Annotated in this window: 19 protein-coding genes and 2 pseudogenes; 15 read left to right on the top strand and 6 right to left on the bottom strand. The window is 37.8% G+C overall.

All coding sequences use genetic code 11. The features are described from left to right. The first annotated feature begins 46 nt into the window (after positions 1-46). The gene (locus IGJ04_RS01675) at positions 47-1,015 is read left to right on the top strand and encodes an NADP-dependent oxidoreductase (protein ID WP_025192033.1); all 969 of its coding nucleotides are present in this window, start codon (positions 47-49) and stop codon (positions 1,013-1,015) included. Positions 1,016-1,235: 220 nt separating this feature from the next. On the opposite strand, the gene IGJ04_RS01670 is transcribed toward IGJ04_RS01675, so the two are convergent. The 4 genes from IGJ04_RS01670 to IGJ04_RS01655 form a co-directional block, all read right to left on the bottom strand. Continuing rightward, positions 1,236-1,838: an alpha/beta hydrolase gene (locus IGJ04_RS01670; RefSeq protein WP_438839825.1), complete on the bottom strand. Its 603-nt coding sequence runs from the start codon at positions 1,836-1,838 to the stop codon at positions 1,236-1,238. A 12-nt stretch (positions 1,839-1,850) separates the two neighbouring features. Further along, on the bottom strand, positions 1,851-2,813 hold the full coding sequence (locus tag IGJ04_RS01665) for a ring-cleaving dioxygenase (protein ID WP_033596522.1): 963 nt from the start codon (positions 2,811-2,813) through the stop codon (positions 1,851-1,853). A gap of 10 nt (positions 2,814-2,823) precedes the next feature. Then, positions 2,824-3,252 (bottom strand): MarR family winged helix-turn-helix transcriptional regulator, encoded by a 429-nt coding sequence (locus tag IGJ04_RS01660; RefSeq protein WP_002357464.1) that lies wholly within the window; start codon positions 3,250-3,252, stop codon positions 2,824-2,826. 128 nt (positions 3,253-3,380) lie between these two features. Next, entirely contained in the window at positions 3,381-4,175 is a 795-nt protein-coding gene (locus IGJ04_RS01655; RefSeq protein WP_002360217.1) for an SDR family NAD(P)-dependent oxidoreductase, read from the bottom strand. A 204-nt stretch (positions 4,176-4,379) separates the two neighbouring features. Between IGJ04_RS01655 and IGJ04_RS01650 the strand changes: the two genes are divergently transcribed. After that, a complete protein-coding gene (locus IGJ04_RS01650) occupies positions 4,380-5,132 on the top strand; it encodes a DUF7006 family protein (RefSeq protein WP_002384475.1) in 753 nt (250 codons plus the stop codon). 104 nt (positions 5,133-5,236) lie between these two features. Continuing rightward, positions 5,237-5,959 carry a TraX family protein gene (locus IGJ04_RS01645; RefSeq protein WP_002357468.1) on the top strand — a complete coding sequence of 241 codons (723 nt, stop codon included), beginning with the start codon at positions 5,237-5,239 and terminating at the stop codon, positions 5,957-5,959. Between the two features lie 59 nt (positions 5,960-6,018). On the opposite strand, the gene IGJ04_RS01640 is transcribed toward IGJ04_RS01645, so the two are convergent. Beyond that, positions 6,019-7,053, bottom strand: a complete 1,035-nt coding sequence (locus IGJ04_RS01640) for a YdcF family protein (RefSeq protein ID WP_002382358.1) — start codon at positions 7,051-7,053, stop codon at positions 6,019-6,021. Positions 7,054-7,335: 282 nt separating this feature from the next. On the opposite strand from IGJ04_RS01640, the gene ptb reads away from it, so the two are divergent. The 6 genes and pseudogenes from ptb to IGJ04_RS01610 form a co-directional block, all read left to right on the top strand. Continuing rightward, on the top strand, positions 7,336-8,157 hold the full coding sequence (gene ptb / locus IGJ04_RS01635) for a branched-chain phosphotransacylase (protein ID WP_010823706.1): 822 nt from the start codon (positions 7,336-7,338) through the stop codon (positions 8,155-8,157). Between the two features lie 18 nt (positions 8,158-8,175). Then, positions 8,176-9,258, top strand: coding sequence for a butyrate kinase (buk, locus tag IGJ04_RS01630; RefSeq protein WP_438839824.1), 1,083 nt, complete (start codon positions 8,176-8,178; stop codon positions 9,256-9,258). Positions 9,259-9,263: 5 nt separating this feature from the next. Then, positions 9,264-10,673: a dihydrolipoyl dehydrogenase gene (lpdA, locus tag IGJ04_RS01625; protein ID WP_010713372.1), complete on the top strand. Its 1,410-nt coding sequence runs from the start codon at positions 9,264-9,266 to the stop codon at positions 10,671-10,673. A gap of 10 nt (positions 10,674-10,683) precedes the next feature. Further along, entirely contained in the window at positions 10,684-11,670 is a 987-nt protein-coding gene (locus IGJ04_RS01620; protein ID WP_438840340.1) for a thiamine pyrophosphate-dependent dehydrogenase E1 component subunit alpha, read from the top strand. A 21-nt stretch (positions 11,671-11,691) separates the two neighbouring features. Continuing rightward, positions 11,692-12,678, top strand: a complete 987-nt coding sequence (locus IGJ04_RS01615) for an alpha-ketoacid dehydrogenase subunit beta (RefSeq protein WP_002357475.1) — start codon at positions 11,692-11,694, stop codon at positions 12,676-12,678. A 23-nt stretch (positions 12,679-12,701) separates the two neighbouring features. After that, positions 12,702-13,187 (top strand): annotated as a pseudogene (locus IGJ04_RS01610) (biotin/lipoyl-containing protein); the annotation flags it as partial. On the opposite strand, the pseudogene IGJ04_RS01605 reads toward IGJ04_RS01610, so the two are convergent. Next, a pseudogene (locus IGJ04_RS01605) lies at positions 13,188-13,802 on the bottom strand (LysR family transcriptional regulator); the annotation flags it as partial. Between the two features lie 176 nt (positions 13,803-13,978). Here IGJ04_RS01605 and IGJ04_RS01600 point away from each other — a divergent pair. The 6 genes from IGJ04_RS01600 to topA all read left to right on the top strand — a co-directional run bounded on the left by IGJ04_RS01600 (position 13,979) and on the right by topA (position 20,747). Continuing rightward, positions 13,979-14,920, top strand: a complete 942-nt coding sequence (locus tag IGJ04_RS01600) for a 2-dehydropantoate 2-reductase (protein ID WP_002374778.1) — start codon at positions 13,979-13,981, stop codon at positions 14,918-14,920. Positions 14,921-15,195: 275 nt separating this feature from the next. After that, a complete protein-coding gene (ylqF, locus tag IGJ04_RS01595) occupies positions 15,196-16,047 on the top strand; it encodes a ribosome biogenesis GTPase YlqF (RefSeq protein ID WP_002357480.1) in 852 nt (283 codons plus the stop codon). Between the two features lies 1 nt (position 16,048). Further along, positions 16,049-16,816 (top strand): ribonuclease HII, encoded by a 768-nt coding sequence (locus IGJ04_RS01590; protein WP_010823704.1) that lies wholly within the window; start codon positions 16,049-16,051, stop codon positions 16,814-16,816. 60 nt (positions 16,817-16,876) lie between these two features. Continuing rightward, on the top strand, positions 16,877-17,740 hold the full coding sequence (gene dprA / locus IGJ04_RS01585; protein ID WP_002382350.1) for a DNA-processing protein DprA: 864 nt from the start codon (positions 16,877-16,879) through the stop codon (positions 17,738-17,740). Between the two features lie 90 nt (positions 17,741-17,830). Next, positions 17,831-18,484 (top strand): CPBP family intramembrane glutamic endopeptidase, encoded by a 654-nt coding sequence (locus IGJ04_RS01580; RefSeq protein WP_010828812.1) that lies wholly within the window; start codon positions 17,831-17,833, stop codon positions 18,482-18,484. Between the two features lie 184 nt (positions 18,485-18,668). Beyond that, entirely contained in the window at positions 18,669-20,747 is a 2,079-nt protein-coding gene (topA, locus tag IGJ04_RS01575) for a type I DNA topoisomerase (protein WP_438839823.1), read from the top strand. The last annotated feature ends 59 nt before the right edge of the window (positions 20,748-20,806 follow it).

The following is a 20,806-nucleotide window of genomic DNA, read 5'->3' as shown; positions in this document are numbered from 1 at the left end:
TCTTATATAAAAAGAAGGCAATAGGCGTATACTAAAAGTGTGAAAAATGAAACAAATGAGAGGAAGTTGGTTTATGAAAGCTGTTGTGATTAATCAGTACGGAAGTAAAGAGGTACTTGAAGAAGCAGAAGTAACACTGCCAGAATTATCGGAACATCAAGTGTTGGTAAAAGAATACGCGACATCAATTAATCCGATTGATTGGAAATTGCGTGAAGGATATTTAAAACAGATGTTTGATTGGTCCTTTCCGATTATTCTTGGTTGGGATGTCGCTGGTGTGATTACAGAGGTGGGGAGTCAAGTAACGGATTGGCAAGTTGGCGATAAAGTTTTTGCTCGTCCTGAAACCACTCGTTTTGGTACCTATGCAGAAGTAACGATTGTGGATGATCATTTATTAGCAAAAATCCCTGAAACAATTAGCTTTGAAGAAGCGGCTGCCGTTCCGTTGGCTGGTTTAACCGCTTGGCAAGCATTGTTTGATCATGGTCACCTTAAAGAAGGAGAAACTGTTTTAATTCATGCTGGTGCAGGTGGGGTCGGTACTTATGCGATTCAACTAGCAAAAGAAGCGGGCGCACATGTCATCACGACCGCTAGCGCAAAAAATCATGCCTTACTGAAAAAAATTGGTGCAGATGAAGTGATTGATTATCATACAACGAATTTTGTAGAGGTATTAACTGATGTTGATTTGGTCTTTGATACAATGGGTGGTGAGGTTCAAAAAAATAGTTTTGACGTCTTAAAACCAAACACAGGTCGTCTTGTTTCAATTGTGGGCATTGAAGATAAACAATTGGCAGCCGAAAAAAATATTTCTGCTGAAAGTATTTGGCTTCAACCAAATGGAGAACAATTACAAAAAATTGCTGATTTGATGGCAGCTGGAAAAGTGAAATCAATTATTGGTGAAGTTTTCCCTTTTTCTAGACAAGGGATTTATGATGCACATGCACTCAGTGAAACGCACCATGCAGTTGGTAAAATAGTTGTTCAAATGGCAGAATAAAAAGAAGCTCAGACAGTGAATTATCTTAAAATAGAAAAAGTGAGCCTGGGACAAAAATCCAAAGAGATTTTTGTCCCAGGCTCAAAACCTGATAAACGGCGGGAACAGAACTAACTCCTTCGGAAATAAGCCGAAATTCTCCAAAAATTAAAGAGCAATTTTCGGAAATTTCTTCTTATTTCTCGGAGCTAAACGGTTCTGTCCCGACCTCACTTTTTTGTTAAGAGGGCAGATGTGCCAACCAAGTTTGTGTTTCCTTAATTTCTTGATAAGTTAATTGATGACTTTGTGTCCAAACCTCTTGTACGGTTGCTCCATGATTCTGAAATAATTGAATCACACGCATACTTTCAGGAAGTGGGACAATCGGGTCATGCTCTCCTAGAGATAATAAAACAGAAGTGTCGGTCAAGTCTGGTTGATTGGTCAATTCAACAGGAAACATGGGATGATAGAGGACAGCTTGATGGTAACTATCGGGATGAGTAAGCAATAATTGAATAGCGATATTGGCCCCATTTGAATAGCCAATAAAAATAATTTTATCCAATGAAAATTGATGCTCGTTAGCGGCTTGTTGAATAAACTTATGAAGCGCCTCGCCGCGTTTTTCTAGATCTTCTAAGTCATAATGACCTTCCGCTAGGCGCTTAAAATAACGATTCATTCCATTTTCTGAAACATCACCACGAATACTTAGCACAGTAGCTTGTTTATTTAGTTCTTGGGCAATTGGCAGGAGAGATGTTTCATCACCACCTGTACCGTGAAGTAGCACAAAGACAGGTGCTTCAGGATGTCCTTTTTTTAAAATTGAATGCATGTTTTTTCCTCCTTAGGCTCGTTTTGTATTGAAAGGCTTGATCACACTCTCAATATACTCACGACGGTTTTCTAAAAATGGCGCAAGAGATAACTTTTCTCCTAATGTTTCGTAAGGTTCATCCCCCATAAATCCTGGTTCATCGGTGGCTAATTCGACTAAAATATGCCCAATACGAACATACAATGATTCAAAGTAATAACGATCGACATAGCCAGAGTTTTGTAAGCCTAAATGATCAAAGAGCGCTTGCCAAGTCCCAAGTGATTTACGATCCGCTAGGCGGAATGCAACGTGATGTACTTCACCATATCCTTGTTGCGCTTGTGAGCTAGTATCATCGTCTACCAAAATGACTTGGGCACCATTGCCACCTTGGCCAACTTCTAGTAAATAGCGATTGCCTTCTTGTGCCACTACGTGAAAGCCTAGAATTTCTTCAAAGACTTCTTTGAATTCATGAAAATAGGAAATAGCTATTTCGACAGGTCCTAAGCCATAAATCGCAAATTCTGTAGGGACAGGTCCTTTTTTCCAAGGGGTGCCCGCTGCAACGCCCTGATTTAATTCATCAGAGATTAATTGATACGCTTGATCATCAAAATCCCAGAAGCGAAGGACTTTTTTGCCAAATTCTTCAGAAATACCTGTGTGTTTGACAGCAAATTCATTGAAGCGATTTTCATAATAAGTCAAAGCTGCATCTGAAGGAACCCGGAACCCTGTTCTTGAAATTGTATTGGTTCCTTTTAATCCTTTAGGGTTATTGGGAAAATCGAAAAAGGTCATGGTTGTACCTGGTGTACCCAAATCATCGGCAAAATAGGTGTGGTAAGTATAGATATCATCTTGATTCACTGTTTTTTTGACTAAACGCATCCCTAAAACGTCTGTAAAGAAGTGATAGTTTTTTTCTGCATCACTTGTCATAGCCGTAACGTGGTGGATTCCTAATAATTGATCTTCTTTTTTCATCATTATTTCCTCATTTCGTTTCATTTGTTATTTTTCGTAAAGTTTTTTGAAGAAGTGTTAATTCTTCGGAAGAGAGTTGTTCAAATGCTTCTGCAATTCGCTTTGCATGCATCGGAAAAATTTCTTCAATTAATGTTTTTCCAGCTTCTGTTAATTCGACGTAAGTAATGCGTCGGTCTTTTTCACTGGGGGTGCGCGTTACATAGCCTTTTTTATGTAATTGGTCAATAACATAAGTGGTGCTACTGCTAGCAATTAAAATTTTCTCCTTAATTTTTTGGATGGTCTGAGGACCTTTATGGAGTAACAGCTCTAACACTGAAAATTCTGTAATGTTTAAGTCATAACAAGTGACATCTTGCTTGGCAAGTTGCTCTAGTCGATGGCTGGTTCTTAATAAACCGATATAGGCTTTTAAAGCTTCTTGCTGTTGGGTCATTGTTTCACCTCTTTTTATTTCGAATTCGAGATAAATATAACTTACTTTTGGTAAGTAATCAATTAATATGCTTAAAAAGACAGCCAGCAAAAAATGTGAATTTTTGCTGGCTGTCTTTTTTGTTTATTTTAGAAGATTGTTGGAACTAAGCCGCCATCGATTCTTAAGGCTTCTCCTGAGAAAGAAGAAGAATCTGGGCTGGCCACAAAGGTAACAAAACGACCAATTTCTTCTGGTCGAATGAGCCGTTGGATTTGTGAACGAGAACGATGATTTTTCATGAAATCTTTTTCCCAATCCTCTTTGGGAATGTCTGAATCAGCGTACATATCTTCCAACATTTTTTCTACACCTTCGGTAAGGGTTGAGCCAGGCATAACCGTGTTAACGGTGACATGTGTGCCAACAGTTAAGTTAGATAAACTTTTAGCTAAGGAAAGATTCATCGTTTTTGTCATGCTATATTGGGGCATTTCGCCAGAAGGCATCACCGCTTCTTCGCTAGCAATGAAAATAATGCGACCAAAATCTTGTGCAAGCATTTTAGGTAGATAAGCTTTTGCTAATGCATTGCCTGACAACACGTTCACAGTAAAAAATTTTTCCCAAGTGGCGTCATCGATGTCCCAGTATTCCATTGGCTCAAAAATCCCCATATTGTTCACTAAAATGTCGACTTTAGGGAATTTTTCAAGTAAAGTAGTTCGTTGACTTTCAATGGAAATATCGGCAGTTCCTGCTTGAGGATGAGTGTCTGGAAACATTGTTTGTATTTCTTCAACAACTTTGATTACTTCGGCTTCATTGCGCCCATTGATAATGACATCGGTCCCTTCACGAGCCATTTCAATCGCAATTGCTTTGCCAATTCCTTTGGTTGAACCAGTAATTAATGCTAATTTATTCGTTAAGTGTAAATCCATTTAAATCCCTCCAACGTTTGTCTATATGTCTATATCTAGTGTAGGTCTTTTTCTGGACTTTTAAAAGGAAAAAGTTTTTTCGGCCCGCGAGAAACAAGCCCCAATAATTACTTAACAGCTGAGTTTTCACTTTTTGGGCGTAAAACGAGTAATTATTGTCAGTAAAAAAGCGTCACTTTTTTGATAGAATAACTAGAGACGAAATTGGCTAAGACCAATTTTGTAAAATTGTACATAAAAAAGAAGAGTGGGAATGCTATGAAGAAACAATATTACTGGAATATACCCGATAACTTATTAAACTCGTTAAAACAGCGGAAAAAGTTATACAGCTTTTATAAAAATGAACAAAATAAGGCAAGAGAATTAGTAGAGAATTGTCAGTCGGTTCTTTTTCCTGAATTAGTCGCTTCGCTGAATAAAATAGATGAGCGGATTAAATTATTGATATTCTATCAAAATTTAGAAGATTGTGAGCTTTCAGAAGAAGAAATTATTACTGTGATTGAGCGAGAATATTTTGTGACTTTTTATGAAACAATTGAAGAACCGACCACTGAAATTATTAGTAGTCATTCTATGTATTATTTATTGCAACAGCCGACTAAAGAAATGCTTTGGGATTTAGACTTTAGTAACATGTTAAAACAAGGTCAGTTAGTTGATTTAATGGATTATCAAAAATTGACCAAATGTTATCAAAAGCTGCAGAATCAAGCTAAAAATTTGATTGAAAAATTAAATAAAGAAACATTTTACACATTCTATAGTCAACTTTTATTGATTGATTGCCAATGCAAATTATTAATAGAAGAGGCGCTTCTGAAAGAAGAATCATTGATGACGGTCGATGAATGCTTAACAGCCATTAAGCAAGAAATTCGAAAAATTCATTTTGAACAATTTAAATACCAACATTATTTATTTGAAGATTTATCTTTGCGGTACCAAGTTTAACGGAAGTGACAAAAAGAATGGTTGAATCTAACAAGAATGTTCGTTGTTTTCTGTTATATAAAAAGATATGATAGTTTCTGTAGAAAAAATAAAGGAGACGATTCATGAACGCAAATCGCTTAAAGTTATTGATGATGGGGTTAATGGTTCTTGACCATATTAGTTATTTTGTTCCGCCAGAATGGGCACTGATTTTTCATGTAATTACTCGTTGTGTCGGTGTATTTTTTGGTTACATGGCTGTAGAAGGGTTCAACTATACACGGAATGTTTATCGTTACAATGGTCGTTTGTATATTTGGGCAGCAATCATGTTTGTTGGAAATACGCTTCTAAATCATTTAGTGAATAATCCAGCTGTTGCTGTTCACAACAATATTTTCTTCACCTTAGCCCTGGGTGTCAGTATGTTAATTGTGACAAAAGCGATGCTAGAGATGCCAAAAATCAGTTTAAAAATTGTTTTATTGATTAGTATATTAGCAATTTTAGGAATAGGAGCAATGTTTGCTGAAGGTGGCATTGTGATGTTACCTTTTATGTTGATTACGTATTTAGCCAGAAAGAGACTTGTCTTACGGAACTGTTTATATGGTGCATTAGCGCTCTTTTTCTTAGTTACAAGTTTTCAATGGTTGGGAGATTGGCCAACGACAATTGAAATGTTAGCTTATAATTCTGATTTTATGTTTATCACTGTGTTACCATTTATATCGCTTTACAATGGTGAGAGAGGAAGCAAAGCACCATTTTTCAAATATTTATTTTACGGATTCTATCCGCTTCATTTATGGCTGATTGCATTGATAGCCAATTACGTTCATTAAACCTTTTTATATTAAAAGAATAAAAACAGCGACTCACAAAAATGTGAGTCGCTGTTTTTTTAGATGGGTAAGATACTGATTCCTAAAAGAAGAGTGACAAGTAGAAAAACAAAAAGCACAATTCGCTTATCATGAACCAGTAAGGCAATGTATTCTCGGATTAGAGCAGTTGGTAAAAAATATAAGGCAGTTGGCGCCCCGACACCTTCAGCTTTTAAGCCGACACGATGGGCATACATAGCTCCTCGTAAGACATGATAGTTATTTGTTGAAAAAATAACAGAGGGTTGTTTAGAATCAGACGGCATCTTTTGCCAATCTGCCTGAATTATTGCTTTAGAAAACAACATATTTTCATAAGTGGTTGTGGATTGGTCCTCCATCAAAATTGCTTCTGCAGGAATATTTTGTGAAAGCAAATATTTTTTCATTGCGAAAGCTTCGGCCACAGGTTCGTCAGGACCTTGACCACCGCTGACTACAAATTTAGCGGTGGGATTTTTTTCATAATATTCAATTCCTTTATCTAACCGACTCTTCAAAAGTGGAGGTACTTCCTCGCTACGAATTCCCGAACCTAAAACAATGATATAATCAACCGCTTTTTTTAAAGGAATCATTTGGTACATCCATGAATACAAGACGTAAGCAGCAAATAGAAAGGTCAGCAAAAGATCCATTAACAATAGAAAAAGTAAGAACAGAAAAAGCACATAAGGTATTTGCGCTGTGCCAACTGATAATAAATATAGAAAGGCTGGTAAAGCAATTAATAAGTTCAGCCCTAAGCCCGCCGACAATTTAGCCGTGACACTTTTGCCTTCTTTCGTTTGCATCGTACGTGAGTTAAAAATAAAGTAAAGGCAAATGCCGATAAACACAGCGGGAATTAATAGATAAGCAATGGCCAAGGTAATTAGGTCGCCATTCTTAAAATGTAAATAAATTTTGTCTAATCCGATAAATAGTAAGGTGACTAATGACAATAAGGTACCGGAAGCCAGAGTGATACCGCCGAGGATACTGCGGTTATTAATTTTTAATATACCAAATCCTAGTAGGGCGATAAACAAAAAGAATAGTAGTAGTGCCATTTAATTCCTCCTAAAAATAAGTATCTAAAGTATAACATGCTTTAGGATCTGACATAAATAAACAGTTGTGCCGAAGCATAAGTTTTCCTTTCATTCTTAGAAAAGAAGTTTTTTCATGAAAAGTAAATTAGATAACAATTGTTTAGAGAAAGAAAAGCTTGATTTACTAAGCTTTTCTTTCTCTATAAAAAATATTAATAAGGACATAAAAATTAACAATTTGTATGCGCTTACATACTAAGGTAGATTTAAAGTGTAAAGAAGAAAAAATGAGGTGAGAAAATGATCACTGTTTCAATTGCAGGAGGTTCACAACCAGAGATTTTACAGTTAGTTAAAAAAGCACTAAAAGAAGCCGAGCAACCGTTGCAGTTTATTGTATTTGATACAAACGAAAATCTTGATACTGAAAATCTCTGGAAATATGTTCATTGCTCAGATGAGGCCGCGGTAGCACGGGAAGCTGTCAGTCTAGTTGCAACTGGTCAAGCACAAATTTTATTGAAAGGAATTATTCAGACCCACACATTACTAAAAGAAATGTTGAAAAGTGAGCATCAATTAAAAAATAAACCGATTCTTTCCCATGTAGCAATGGTGGAGCTGCCTGCAGGAAAAACCTTCTTGTTAACCGATTGTGCGATGAATATCGCTCCCACTCAAGCGACCCTCATTGAAATTGTTGAAAATGCTAAAGAAGTCGCCCAAAAATTGGGACTGCATCACCCGAAAATTGCTTTGTTAAGCGCAGCGGAAAATTTCAATCCTAAAATGCCTTCGTCTGTTTTAGCAAAAGAAGTCACGGCACATTTTAATGATCAACAAGAGGCTACGGTTTTTGGGCCACTTTCGCTTGATTTAGCGACCTCTGAAGAAGCGGTTGCGCATAAACGTTACAGCGGTCCTATCATGGGGGATGCAGATATTTTAGTGGTCCCAACTATTGATGTTGGAAATTGTTTATACAAATCATTAACCTTGTTTGGGCACGCCAAGGTGGGAGGAACGATTGTTGGCACAAAAGTCCCAGTCGTTTTAACATCTAGAAGCGATTCGACAGAAAGCAAATTCCATTCATTAAGATTTGCCATGAGACAAGTTTAAAAAAAGGAGCAGAAAACAATGGAAACAGTATTGGTTATTAATCCTGGCTCGACCTCCACTAAGTTAGCGCTTTTTGCTAATCATGATTGCTTGGCGGAAGAAACGCTTAGACATAGCGTCCAAGAATTGGCACCTTTTGAAAATGTTGTCAGTCAAACACCATTTCGAAAACAAATGATCGCGGAATTTTTAGAAACACATAACATCACACAATTAGCCGCTGTCGTGGGGCGTGGTGGTTTGCTTAAGCCTATTCCTGGCGGTACGTATCTTGTCGATCAACAAATGCTAGAAGACTTGCGGACAGAACGCTTTAATACCCATGCTTCAAATTTAGGGGCGATTTTAGCTAATGAGTTTGCAGAAAAATATCACGTGCCAGCCTTTATTGTCGATCCTGTTGTTGTAGATGAGCTACAGCCATTAGCCAGGATTTCCGGATTAAAAGGCATTCACCGGCGTAGCGTTGGTCACGCCTTAAATCAAAAAGCGGTCGCTCGAAAAATCGCTGAGGATTTAGGGAAAACATATGAGCAAAGCAATTTTATCGTTGTTCATTTAGGTGGGGGCATTAGCTTGGGGGCGCATCAAAAAGGCCGCATGGTGGATGTGGTAAATGGGCTTGATGGTGAAGGTCCTTATACGCCAGAACGCAGTGGTGCCTTACCGCTCGTTGAATTTGCGCAATGGATACTTGAACAGGAGTTAACGATTAGCCAAGTGAAAAAGCTAATTGCGGGTAATAGCGGCCTTAAATCATACCTAGGTGAAACAGATTTACGGCATATCCAAGCACAAATAGCTGCAGGTGATCAAACAGCAAATTACTATTTAAAAGGAATGTGTTACCAAATCGCAAAAAGTATTGGCGAGATGGCCGTGGTTCTTGAAGGCACAATTGAGGCAATTATTTTAACAGGGGGCGCAGCCTATTCGCAAACCGTTGTTCAAGAAATTAGTCAAAAAGTCACTTGGATTGCACCAATTAAGGTTTACCCAGGTGAAATGGAGATGGCTGCTTTATATGAAGGCGTCAATCGAGTATTAACAGGGGAAGAACAAGCTTTAAATTATAGTGAAGCAAAAATTGAGCAGGAGTGATCAAAATGGCGGAACAAACAGATTTACTGATTTTAGGTGGCGGAACAGGAGGCTATGTAGCAGCAATTCGAGCCGCACAAAAAGGGCTAAATGTCACAATTGTTGAAAAATACAAATTAGGTGGCACTTGTTTGCACAAAGGCTGTATCCCTACAAAAGCTTTATTAAGAAGCGCAGAGGTTTTTGATACCTTAAAACAAGCGGCTTCTTTTGGGATTGAAACAGAGGCAGCGTCCATTGATTTTTCTAAAATACAACAACGAAAAGAAGGAATTGTTGAGCAGTTGCACAAAGGTGTTGAAGGCTTATGCAAGAAAAATAAAATCAAAATTTTAGCAGGCGAAGGTGCGATTTTAGGTCCCTCCATTTTTTCACCAGTCTCTGGCGCAGTGGCAGTTACGTTTAATGATCCAACACGAGAAGAAGAAATTATCGTTCCTAAAAATGTCATTATTGCGACAGGCTCTAGTCCTAAAACGTTACCTAATTTGCCACTGGATGAAGAATTTATCTTATCTTCTGATGGGATGCTTGAATTAGAAGAGCTACCAGAATCAATTGCAATTATTGGTGGTGGCGTTATTGGTGTCGAGTGGGCTTCTTTATTAAATAGTTTAGGTGTCAACGTAACTATCATTGAATTTTTGGATCGGTTACTTATAAATGAAAGTGCAACAATTTCTAAAGAATTAAAGAAACGTTTAGAGCAACGAGGAATTAACATTTTATTAGGTAGCAAAGTCCAAGAAGCGAAAGTTACTGGACAAAAGGTTCAAGTAGAAGTTGCAGGACAAGAAAGCCTCACTGTTGACAAAGTCATGGTAGCAATTGGTCGTCAACCCAATATCAATAAGTTAGGGTTACAGAATACCTCAGTGAAATATACTGACAAAGGCATTGAAGTAAATGAATTTTATCAAACCACAGAAGGACATATTTATGCGATTGGTGATTGTATCGATACACTTCAACTAGCCCATGTGGCTATGAAAGAAGGAGAGTTAGCTGTTCAGCATCTTTTAGGCGAGACAGTGGAACCTTTAAATTATACAAACGTGCCTCGAGGTGTTTATACAAATCCTGAAATAGCAAGTGTCGGCTATACTAGAGAAACTTTACCAGAAGATAAAGAAGTAGTGATTGGCACCTTTAATTTTAATGGTAATGGTAAATCACTTGTTTATGGAGAAACAGATGGCTTTATAGAAGTAATTCGTGACAAGAAGACCGATGATTTATTAGGGGTTTCTATGATTGGGCCACATGTCACGGATTTAATTGCCGAAGCAAGTACTGCCATGTATTTAGATGCCTCGCCCATTGAAATTGGTGAAGCAATCCACGCGCATCCAACAATGACAGAAGTATTGCAAGAAGCAGCCTTAGATACTTATGGCTTAGCGATTCACAAATAGAGAAAGGTTGATGAAAATGAAAACGCTTAAAAAATCGGGTTTATCAAAAGAAGAATTGATTCAGGCATATCGTCAAGTACTACGAGGACGTCGTTTAGACGAACGGTTGTGGCAATTAACAAGGATTGGTAAGACCTCTTTCAATATTTCTGGTCAAGGGGCAGAAGTTGCACAAGTAGCGATGGCTTTTGATCCTCAAAAAGATTATTTTTTACCGTATTATCGTGATATGACCGCGTGCTTGGTTTGGGGCATGACCTCCAAAGATATTTTAATGGGTTCTTTTGGAAAAGAAGCGGATCCTTCTTCCCATGGTCGTCAAATGCCGAATCATTATGGTTCAAAAGAGCATAATATTGTTTCCTTCTCTTCAACAGTAAGTACACAAATGCCATTAGCGACAGGTGTTGGTTATGCAGCGCAACTTCAAAAAGCTGATTTTGTTGCATTGACCACCACTGGGGAAGGCTCTGCCAATCAAGGAGAAGTCCAAGAAGCTATGAACTTTGCAGGCGTAAAAAAATTACCAGTCATTTTTGTGGTTGAAAATAATGAATATGCGATTTCTGTCCCAATTGAAGAACAGTATGCCAATAAACGAATGGCCGATCGCGCGAAAGCTTATGGCTTTGAAGGTGTAACCGTTGATGGTAGTGATTTTACTGAAGTCTATCTAGCATTTAAAGAAGCAGTAAAAGCGGCTCGCGAGAAAAAAGGACCAAAATTGATTGAATTAATGGTTTCTCGCTTGACTTCTCATTCCGCTGACGATGATCAATCTGTTTATCGTTCAAAAGAAGAAATTGAAGAGATGAAAAAGAACGATGCAGTGAAGCTTTTTGAAAAACAATTATTAGAAGAGGGCTATTTAACAGACGAAGACATTTCCAAAATTGATGAAGAAATTCGTGCAGAAATCAATCAAGCAACGGATGAAGCAGAAGCAATGCCAGATCCTGTACCGACATCAATTTTAGAAGAAGTGTATGCAAAATAAGAGAAGAGGAGAAGAAATATAATGGCTGAGATGACTTATTTAGAAGCAATTAACTTAGGAATTTCTGAAGAAATGGCTCGTGATGAAAAAGTAGTTATTTTTGGAGAAGATGTCGGCGGCGACAAAGGCGGCGTGTTCGGTGTAACAAAGGGCTTGGCTGCTAAATACGGTGACGAGCGTTGTTTTAATACACCGTTAACAGAAGGCTTAATTGGTGGTTTAGCTGTCGGCTTAGGTTTAATGGGCTATCGCGCAATTGGTGAATTTCAATTTGCGGATTACATTTTGCCTGCAACCAATCAATTGTTATCAGAGGCTCGGACAATGCGCTATAGAACAAAAGGCGATTGGACTGCGCCAATCGTTTATCGGACACCTTATGGCGGCGGTGTTCGTGGTGGGCTGTATCATTCTCAGTCTACAGAAAAAGTTTTTTGTGGACAACCAGGATTAAGAGTGGTGACCCCCTCTAATCCTTATGATGCAAAAGGGATGATTAAAGCAGCGATTCGTTCCGATGATCCAGTCATTTTTTACGAACATAAGCGTTTATATCGTTTACTAAAAGATGAAGTGCCTGCAGATGATTATATCGTACCAATTGACAAAGCCAATGTCGTTAGAACGGGTAGTGATTTAACCGTGATTAGTTACGGCATGACCTTGCAATTAGCTTTAGCTGCGGCGGAAAAACTAGCCGCTGAAGGAATTGATGCCGAAATCGTCGATGTTCGCTCATTATATCCTTTAGATCGCGAAACATTAGTAGCTGCAGCTAAGAAAACAGGGAAGGTCTTACTCGTAACAGAAGACAATAAAGAAGGCAGCGTGATGAGTGAAATTGCGGCAATGATTTCAGAAGATGCTCTCTTTGATTTAGATGCACCGATTCAACGACTTGCAGGACCTGATTGTCCAAGCATGCCTTATGCATTACCTTTAGAAAGAGAATTTTTAATCAATGAAGAGCAAGTATTAGCAGCAATGAAAGAATTAGCAGAATTTTAATTGAAGCAAGGAGGAAAAAATAAATGGCCACAAAAGAAATCAAAATGCCTCATCTAGGCGAAAGTGTCACAGAGGCAGCCATTGTCCAATGGTTAGTTAAACCAGGAGATTCAGTGAAACGCTATGATCCCTTAATGGAAGTCGTTTCTGATAAAGTCACCACGGAAGTCCCATCAGATTTTGATGGTGTAGTAAAAGAATTTCTGATTTCTCTAGATACAGATGTGCCCATCGGAACAGCGGTGATGACGTTAGAGACAGAAGAAACAACCGAAAAAACAGAAGAAGCTACTTTAGCACCAGTGAAAGAAGCAAGTGCGGAACAAGCACAAGAACATGAAACGGTTGAAACAACAAGCACTGCGACGTCCCATCAAAAAAATAATGGTCGTTATTCCCCAGCAGTCCTTAAAATTGCCCAAGAAAAAAAGATTGATTTAACACAAGTTACAGGGACAGGTCGTGATGGTCGGATTACTAGAAAAGATGTCACAAACTTTACACCAACACATCATAAAATTATCACTTAACGATGAAAATCGTTGATCTTTCAAATCTTTAAAAGTTAATTTTTCATGTTGAGAGAGAGGATTTGATTCTGGTACCACGACATAAACATGGTAGCCTTTGGTAGTCGTTTCTAAAGGTTCAATATGAATAATTTCAGGTAAGGTATTTGGGAAAGAAATTAGCCCCATATCAATTTCTTTATTTGCTAACATCGTTTGTAATTTTGGCGAGCCATCTTGCTGTAATATTAAATTCACATGTGGATGGGTTGTTAAAAATCGTGAAATTTCTTTCATAAATTGTACAGCAAATAAAGTAGTTAAGCCTAAACGCAATTGCTTTTTAACTGGTTTCTGGTTCATTTCACGAATATCTGTTACCAATTGATCGAATTGAAAAACAACTTCTTGGCCATGTTCATATAAATAAAGACCTGTATCGGTTAATTGAAACGGTTGATCAGAATGATCAAACAACGCTGTGCCTAACTCAGATTCCATTTTTTTCAATGCTAAAGAAAGTGTTGGTTGGGTGACAAATAAATTGCGAGCGGCCGCCGATAAACTGCGGGTATTAACAATTTCAATGAAGTACTTTAAAAGCTGAATATTCATCAGAAACTCCCTTTCTTTTTAAAAGCGCTTACACAAATGTGCTTGGATAAAAAATAACAAATAGATCACTTATAATATAACATATGTTTTGCCTTTTTATTGCTATAAAAGTAAGAGATAGAGATTTTCTTAGCAGATTTTTACCTAAAAATAAAAAATTGAACGGAGGAAAAGAAATGAAGATTATTATCGCAGGTGCTGGCGCTATGGGCAGTCGTTTTGGACTAATGTTACATCAAGCAGGAAATGACGTTATTTTTGTTGATGGTTGGCCAGAACATATTGAAGCAATAAGAAAAAACGGGTTAGTTGCTGATTTTAATGGCGAAGTGGTGACCGCTAAAATTCCTATCTATCCTCAGACAGAAGTAGCAAGCATCGATTTTACAGCAGACTTAGTTATTCTATTTACAAAAGCAATGCAACTGGAAGGAATGCTTGAAGCATTAGAACATTTCCTTAATAAAAATACGAAAGTTTTATGCTTGTTAAATGGAATTGGGCACGAAGATATTATCAAAAAATACGTGCCATACGAAAATATTTTATTAGGAAACACAATGTGGACCGCTGGGTTAGAAGGACCGGGCAAAGTAAAATTATTTGGCAATGGTTCTATTGATTTACAAAATTTAGGAGCGCAAAGTGAACAAGCAGCAGAAGCAGTCATTAAGGTATTAAATAACGCTGGCTTAAATGCACGTTATTCTGAGAATATTTTATCATCCATTTATAAGAAGGCCTGTGTAAATGGAACAATGAATGGTTTATGTACTTTGTTGGATTGTAATATGGCAGACTTTGGCGAAACAGAGCAAGCAGATCAAATTGTTCAACAAATAGTTAATGAATTTTTAGCAGTCGCTGAAGCGGAACAAGTTACGTTAGATAAACAAGCAGTTCTTCAACAAATCCGCTCGTGTTATAATCGAGAAACAATTGGTTTGCACCATCCATCGATGTATCAGGACTTAATAACCAATCATCGTTTAACCGAAATTGATTATATCAATGGAGCAATTGTTCGCAAAGGGAAAGCTTATGGGATTGCTACACCGTACTGTCAGTTTTTAACAGAGTTAATTCATTGTAAAGAAAATTTACTTCATGCGAAATAACGAGTAAAAACAGAAATATTCTTGAGTCAGGCTTGAGAAGAGCTTGACCTACTTCTTTCTATACTTTGCCAGTGTATAAGTCTGAGACAAAATCCAAAGTGAGTTTGTCTCAGCCTTTTTGTTTTTTAAAGAACACTGCAGAAAATAAATCAAATCCGTGAAAAATATGTTAAACTAGAGAAGGTGTTTTTTCGCAAGAATCTACGCGGAACACAGGACTCGTTGAAGAATTGAATCAAAGAAACAATGTGTTAAAGAAGGGATTTGAACAGATTATGACCATTCAATGGTTTCCCGGCCATATGGCCAAAGCAAGAAGAGAAGTTTCTGAAAAAATCAAATATGTCGATATTGTATTTGAACTAGTTGATGCGCGGTTACCGCTTTCTTCCCGTAACCCAATGATGGACCAAATTGTCCAACAAAAACCAAGATTAGTCCTTTTAAATAAAGGGGACTTAGCAGATAACGACCAAAATAAAAAATGGCAACATTACTTTCAAAAGAAAGGATACCAAACCCTAGTCATCAATGCCCAACAAAATAAAGGAATCAATAAAATTGTGCCAGCAGCCAAGGAAGCGTTAAAAGAAAAATTGGCTCGTGAACAGGCGAAAGGCTTGAAACCGCGTGCGATTCGCGCAATGTGTATTGGGATTCCCAACGTTGGTAAGTCAACTTTAATGAATCGTTTAGTCGGAAAAAAAATTGCGCAAACTGGGAACAAGCCAGGCGTGACAAAAGGCCAACAATGGTTACGCTCTGGTTCCCAATTGGAATTACTGGATACACCAGGAATTCTCTGGCCAAAATTTGAAGATGAAGAAATTGGGAAAAAATTAGCTTTAACTGGCGCTATAAAAGATCAATTATTGCATTTAGATGATTTGGCGATTTATGGATTAGAATTTTTTGCACGTTTTTATCCACAACGTTTAACGGAACGATATGGTTTAACAGAGGAAGAGCTATTTTTACCTGCCCCAGAACAGTTGATGTTAATTAGCCAAAAACGTGGTTTTAGAGATGATTATAATCGAGCCAGCGAAATGATTATTTTAGAAATTCGCAGTGGAAAATTAGGTACGTATACTTTGGACCGCTGGGAAGAACTAGGAGACGAATAACATGGCAAAAGAGTCGATTCAGGTAATCAAAGAAGCGCTGTTAACGGTCACTGATGCAACCGATGAACGATTAGCAAGCTGGCGAGAAGATGAACGTTCAGGAGTGCAACAAGCGATCAAACAATGGGAACGTCGCCAGTTAGCCAAAGAAAAAGAGTGGCAACTTTTTAAAGAAATGAGTCAATTTGAGGAAGCGGCCTATAAAAAAGGCCATCGTTTAATTGCGGGAATTGATGAAGTAGGCCGCGGACCATTAGCTGGTCCTGTTGTGACAGCTGCAGTTATTTTACCGAAGGATTGTCAATTATTAGGCTTAAATGATTCAAAAAAGCTATCTGCTAAAAAACGGGAAACGTTATATAACCAGATTCAAGAACAGGCTGTCGCTATCGGGTTAGGTATCGCTGATCAAGGAGTCATTGATCAAATTAATATTTATCAAGCAACTAAACAAGCGATGAAAATGGCAATTGACGATTTAGCTTTTGCACCAGATTATTTGTTAATTGATGCAATGCAGTTAGACGTTCCCCAACCACAAGAAAGTTTGATTAAAGGGGATGCACGCTCCATTTCGATTGCAGCAGCCAGTATTATTGCAAAAGTAACAAGAGATCGATTAATGGAAGAATATGATGAATTATATCCTGGATATGGATTTAAAAACAATGCAGGCTATGGAACAAAAGAACATCTTCTCGGGTTAGAAAAATACGGTGTAACTCCCATTCATCGACGTACGTTTGCGCCAATAAAAGATATGATTTAAAAATAAAACACTTTTTTTACGTATTCTTATTATAAGAAGATGTGAAAGAGGTGTTTTTTGTTGGAAATTTTACAACGACAATTATTATTTAAATTAGCGGTATGCCAAGGAATTGGCAATTTAGGTATCTTAAAAGTGTTACAAGAAGCTATCGCACAAAAGCGTGTTGATTTTTCCAGTACAGAAATTATTAGAATCGCTGAAATCAAGAAATATCGTGAATTATTTGAACAATCTTGGTTACACCATACGATTCATAGTGAAGCGTTATATATACGACAATGCCAACACCAATTTATGACAATTTTAGATGCCGTCTATCCTAAATTATTACGAGAAATTTATAATCCACCAGCAATTCTTTTTTATAGAGGAAATTTACAATTGTTGAGCAGAAGGAAAATTGGCATCGTCGGCGCTCGCTATGCCACTTCGTATGGGTTAAGAGTGACTGAAGCTCTGGTTCCTAAAATAGTCAAAGAAGGGTTCACTATCGTCAGTGGTCTTGCCAAAGGTATCGATAGTCGTAGTCATGAGATGGCCATCCAGAACGGGGGTCAGACAATTGGAATTTTAGGCACTGGATTAGATGTATATTATCCGTATGAAAAGAAAGAATTACAGCAAACTATGAAGCAGAATCAGCTTGTTTTAACAGAATATGTGAATGGGAGTGGGCCGAAAAAATATCATTTTCCTGCACGTAATCGCATTATTGCTGGATTATCTTTAGGGGTCTGCGTGATGGAAGCTCGTAAGAATAGTGGCTCTTTAATTACTGCACAAGCGGCGATGGATTATGGGCGCGAGGTATTTGCCGTACCGGGAAGTATTTTCCAGTCTTTTTCAACAGGCTGCCATGAATTAATTCAGGACGGCGCTAAATGTGTTCAGACAATTGATGATATTTGTGAAGAATTGTGACTTTTACTAATTGTGAATTGACAACCTACGTTCACTTCGGTACTATTTAATCAGATTTTAATCTTTTGGTTGGTAGTTAGGAGTGTCTAAATGGAAACGGTTGTTAGAAAAAGATGGTTGTTTGGTATGCAGCTACTGGGCTTTTTGATTTTGGATCAAATTCCTTTGATGATGGTCTCAGTTGTTCAATTTTCTACAGAAAATTTTTGGTTTCGCTTTGTTAGTGGATTAGTGGCTGTTGGACTTGGTGCCTATTTCGTCTATCTATTTGTTGCTTTTTTGAAAAAGAAAAAGCTCATAACTTGGACTTTTTTAGGAATCAAAGAAACCTTGCCAGTGGTCTTGTTAGGTTTGGTGATAATCGTTTGTGTGGGAATACTTGGTGATTTCTTATTACGTCTGGAAGGACTAGAGACGACCTCTAACCAACAAAGTGTTGAAGAAATTGTCCAAGCCATTCCTAAAGGGCTTATACTTATTTTTGCAGGTGTGATTGGGCCAATTTTCGAAGAGGGAATTTTTCGTGTCGGGATTCAAGCGTTTTTCAAGCCAGCTTCAAAAATAGGCATACTCGTTTCTTCTATTTTATTTGCACTTGTGCACACGCCCACAGATATAGGTAGTTTTATTATTTATTGGGGCATGGGTTTAGCGTTAAGTTGGGTCTATCTACGCACGGGTCGCTTTGAAGCTGCTGTCTTGACTCATTTTATTTGGAATGTTTTGGGTATTTTAATGCTTTAGGATAAAATCTATAAATCATAGGCATTTTTTATTTATAAATTCGGACAGTCAAACAGAAATGACAGAAATGTTAGAAAGCCTAGTCTTGACAAACCTATTCTATATAGCATATGATGTATTACGATTTGTGCGTTTTTTACATATATTATATAGTAGGAAAGCGAACACGAAAGGAGCTAATTGAATGGCCTATAAGTATCTCGTGATTGTAGAATCACCTGCCAAAGCCAAAACAATTGAAAAATATCTAGGAAGAAACTACAAGGTGGTTGCCAGTGTTGGTCACGTTCGCGATTTACCAAAAAGTAAAATGGGGATTGATATTGAAAATAATTATGAACCTCATTATATTTCGATTCGCGGAAAAGGCGATGTCATCAAAAGTTTAAAAGCGGCTGCAAAAAAAGCTGAAAAAGTCTATCTCGCAGCCGATCCGGACCGAGAAGGTGAAGCAATTGCTTGGCATTTAGCTTATCTTCTTGGCCTTGATTTAAAAGATAAAAACCGTGTGGTATTCAATGAGATCACTAAAGAAGCAGTAAAAGCGGCATTTAAAGAACCTAGAACCATCAACGTTGATTTAGTTGATGCACAACAAGCACGGCGCATTTTAGACCGTTTAGTTGGATACTCGATTAGTCCTATTTTATGGCGTAAAGTCAAAAAAGGTTTGAGTGCTGGTCGTGTGCAATCTGTTGCTTTAAAAATGATTATTGATCGAGAAAATGAAATTCGAGAATTTAAACCTGAAGAATATTGGAGCATTGATGGGAATTTCCAAAAAGGTCGCAAGAAATTCAAAGCAAATTTCTGGGGCGTAGATGGTAAAAAGAAAAAATTACCAAATGCAGAAGCGGTGAAAGAAATCACTTCTCGAATTGACGGTAAAGATTACGATGTTACAAAAGTTGAGAAAAAAGAACGGAAACGTAATCCTGCATTACCTTTTACAACCAGTAGTTTACAACAAGAAGCGGCACGTAAATTAAATTTCCGTACCCGTAAAACCATGATGGTTGCGCAACAATTGTATGAGGGAATTGCTTTAGGGAAACAAGGCACTGTGGGGCTGATTACCTACATGCGTACAGACTCAACCAGAATTGCCGATTCCGCCAAAGCAGAAGCTGCTGAATTCATTGAAAAGACCTACGGAGATGAGTTCTCAGCACATGGCGGCCGCAAAGCAAAAAATACGCAAGGTGCACAAGATGCCCATGAAGCGGTTCGTCCGTCAAGCGTTTTAAGAACACCTGATGAAATGAAGAAGTATTTAGATAAAGATCAATTAAAATTATATACTCTTATTTGGTCGCGCTTTGTTGCTAGTCAAATGACACCAGCGATTTTAGATACCATGAAGGTCACGCTTCAACAAAACGGCGTAACGTTTATTGCCAATGGCTCCAAAGTGAAATTTAAAGGGTTTATGCAAGTATATGTTGAAGGACGCGATGATGGTAAAGAAGACAAAGAAAATATTTTACCTGAATTAGTAGAAGGTGACGTTGTTAAATCGGTCGATATCGAACCGAAACAACACTTTACTCAACCACCGGCTCGTTTTAGTGAAGCCACGTTAATCCGGACTTTAGAAGAAAATGGTGTGGGCCGACCATCAACATATGCGCCAACATTAGAAACCATTCAACGGCGTTATTACGTGAAGCTAACGAATAAACGGTTTGAACCAACGGAATTAGGTGAAATTGTGAATTCCCTAGTTTCAGAGTTTTTCCCACAAATTGTCGATACACATTTTACAGCGACAATGGAAACGGACTTAGATAAAGTCGGTGAAGGTCAAGAAAAATGGGTTGAAGTTGTCGATCGTTTCTACAAGCCCTTCGAAAAAGAATTAACAAATGCCGAAGAAAAGATTGAAAAAATCCAAATTAAAGATGAACCAGCAGGTTTTGACTGCGAACTATGTGGACATCCAATGGTGATTAAGCTGGGTCGCTACGGGAAATTTTATGCATGTAGTAATTTCCCAGATTGTCGGAATACAAAAGCGATTGTCAAAGAAATTGGCGTGACTTGTCCTGTGTGTCACGAAGGACAAGTTATTGAACGGAAATCAAAGAAAAATCGGATTTTCTATGGCTGTAGTCGGTACCCAGAGTGTGACTTCACTTCTTGGGACAAACCAGTAGGCCGACCATGTCCAAAATGTGGGCAATATTTAGTAGAGAAAAAAGTTAAAGGCGGCAAACAAGTCGTTTGTATCAATGGCGATTATGAAGAAAACGTCCAAAAATAAGAAAAATTGAGACCGAAGAATTTACTTCGGTCTTCTCTTTTAGTAAAATGAATTGAGTT

The sequence above is a fragment of the Enterococcus sp. AZ050 genome (assembly GCF_051715085.1).
In the GTDB taxonomy this organism is placed as follows: domain Bacteria; phylum Bacillota; class Bacilli; order Lactobacillales; family Enterococcaceae; genus Enterococcus; species Enterococcus faecalis.
This window is presented reverse-complemented; position numbering and strand designations above follow the sequence as displayed.

Coding starts and splice junctions, on each gene's coding strand:
- IGJ04_RS01580 (WP_010828812.1), top strand. CDS start 17,831: ATGGAAACGGTTGTTAGAAAAAGATGGTTGTTTGGTATGCAGCTACTG.
- IGJ04_RS01655 (WP_002360217.1), bottom strand. CDS start 4,175: ATGGATTTACACTTAACGAATAAATTAGCATTAATTACTGGTTCAACC.
- IGJ04_RS01640 (WP_002382358.1), bottom strand. CDS start 7,053: ATGGCACTACTACTATTCTTTTTGTTTATCGCCCTACTAGGATTTGGT.
- IGJ04_RS01670 (WP_438839825.1), bottom strand. CDS start 1,838: ATGCATTCAATTTTAAAAAAAGGACATCCTGAAGCACCTGTCTTTGTG.
- IGJ04_RS01660 (WP_002357464.1), bottom strand. CDS start 3,252: ATGACCCAACAGCAAGAAGCTTTAAAAGCCTATATCGGTTTATTAAGA.
- IGJ04_RS01620 (WP_438840340.1), top strand. CDS start 10,684: ATGAAAATGAAAACGCTTAAAAAATCGGGTTTATCAAAAGAAGAATTG.
- IGJ04_RS01615 (WP_002357475.1), top strand. CDS start 11,692: ATGGCTGAGATGACTTATTTAGAAGCAATTAACTTAGGAATTTCTGAA.
- topA (WP_438839823.1), top strand. CDS start 18,669: ATGGCCTATAAGTATCTCGTGATTGTAGAATCACCTGCCAAAGCCAAA.
- ylqF (WP_002357480.1), top strand. CDS start 15,196: ATGACCATTCAATGGTTTCCCGGCCATATGGCCAAAGCAAGAAGAGAA.
- IGJ04_RS01645 (WP_002357468.1), top strand. CDS start 5,237: ATGAACGCAAATCGCTTAAAGTTATTGATGATGGGGTTAATGGTTCTT.
- lpdA (WP_010713372.1), top strand. CDS start 9,264: ATGGCGGAACAAACAGATTTACTGATTTTAGGTGGCGGAACAGGAGGC.
- IGJ04_RS01675 (WP_025192033.1), top strand. CDS start 47: ATGAAACAAATGAGAGGAAGTTGGTTTATGAAAGCTGTTGTGATTAAT.
- IGJ04_RS01665 (WP_033596522.1), bottom strand. CDS start 2,813: ATGAAAAAAGAAGATCAATTATTAGGAATCCACCACGTTACGGCTATG.
- buk (WP_438839824.1), top strand. CDS start 8,176: ATGGAAACAGTATTGGTTATTAATCCTGGCTCGACCTCCACTAAGTTA.
- IGJ04_RS01590 (WP_010823704.1), top strand. CDS start 16,049: ATGGCAAAAGAGTCGATTCAGGTAATCAAAGAAGCGCTGTTAACGGTC.
- ptb (WP_010823706.1), top strand. CDS start 7,336: ATGATCACTGTTTCAATTGCAGGAGGTTCACAACCAGAGATTTTACAG.
- IGJ04_RS01600 (WP_002374778.1), top strand. CDS start 13,979: ATGAAGATTATTATCGCAGGTGCTGGCGCTATGGGCAGTCGTTTTGGA.